Origin of the sequence: Streptomyces sp. H27-C3 (assembly GCF_030063415.1) — a bacterium.
Taxonomy (GTDB): domain Bacteria; phylum Actinomycetota; class Actinomycetes; order Streptomycetales; family Streptomycetaceae; genus Streptomyces.
Map to the genome: position 1 here is coordinate 1 of NZ_JASITA010000114.1, position 1,110 is coordinate 1,110.

The following is a 1,110-nucleotide window of genomic DNA, read 5'->3' on the forward strand; positions in this document are numbered from 1 at the left end:
GGGCCACGAGGACCAGGGAGGTGTAGCCGCTGTCGACCAGGTGCTCGGCGGGCAGCAGGCCGCGGCGGTGCAGGCGGGTGTGGATGCCGGGCAGGACCTTGCTGTCGTGTGTGGTGGCCGCGGTGGTGGCCACGTCCGTGATCACGTTGGGGCTGTCGGGAGCACACGTCTCCGTCAGGTGAGCGGAGAACCCTTTCCAGCTGATGATGTGTCCGTGACGTGCGTAACGGGCCGAGATGTCATAGGGAGAGACGATCGCCCGTGAGGAGGGCGGCAGCCCGGGCCCGCCTTCCGTCTCGGCGCTCCGCCAGCGCAGGTGTCCTGCGGCGTCGCGGTGGTAGTTCTGCACCACAATCTGGCGCAGGGCCTGGATATGAGGGCCGGACGTGCGGTCTGCTCCGTGCCGGTAGAGGTGTTCCAGGAGCCGGACGGCGTCGTTGCCGGTGGTGAGGATCCTGGTCTTGGGCTTGGTGGGGTTCTTGCCCAGGCGCACCGGCCGGCCGTAGCGGTGTCCCCACTCCTCGTCGACCAGCTCGTCCAGCAGGTGAGGGGAGGTGCCGGCGACTTCTTCCAGCGCGGCGCGTACTGCCTCGGTGATCAGCTCCAGGCGGGTCAGGTCGCGCACCGCGGCCAGGACGTGGGTGGAGTCGGTGCGCTGCGTGGTGCGCTCCCGCACCAGGCCGGCCTCCTTGAGGCGGGCCAGCATGAGGTCGAGGAGGCGGTCTGCACGGTCGCCTTCGGCGAGACGGTCGCGGAAGTCGGCCAGCACGCTGTGGTGGAAGCCGGGGTCGTCCAGCTCCATGGCCATCGCGTACTTGAAGTCGATGCGGCAGCGGACCGCCTCGGCGGCCTGCCGGTCCGACAGGCCGAGCAGGAACTGCAGCACACAGACGGTGGCCAGCTGAGCAGGTGAGAGACCCGGCCGCCCGTCACGCGGGTACCAGTCGGTGAAGTCCTCGTCGCACCACAGCCCATCGAGCCGGTCACGCACCCATATCGCCGTCGTGCCGCCCGGGTTGCTCGCCCGCGCGACCTGCGCGGTCAGAGGCGGGACTTGCTCACCGGAACGAGGACGGAGGGACAACGGGCACCTCGACAGCTGCATCGGCC

At 69.9% G+C, this 1,110-nt stretch carries 1 protein-coding gene; it reads right to left on the minus strand.

Annotated features, from left to right (window positions below; genetic code table 11):
* The coding region (locus QMK30_RS38290; protein ID WP_283522943.1) for a transposase at positions 1 to 1,084 on the minus strand (1,084 nt) is incomplete at its 3' end.
* Between the last annotated feature and the right edge of the window lie 26 nt (positions 1,085 to 1,110).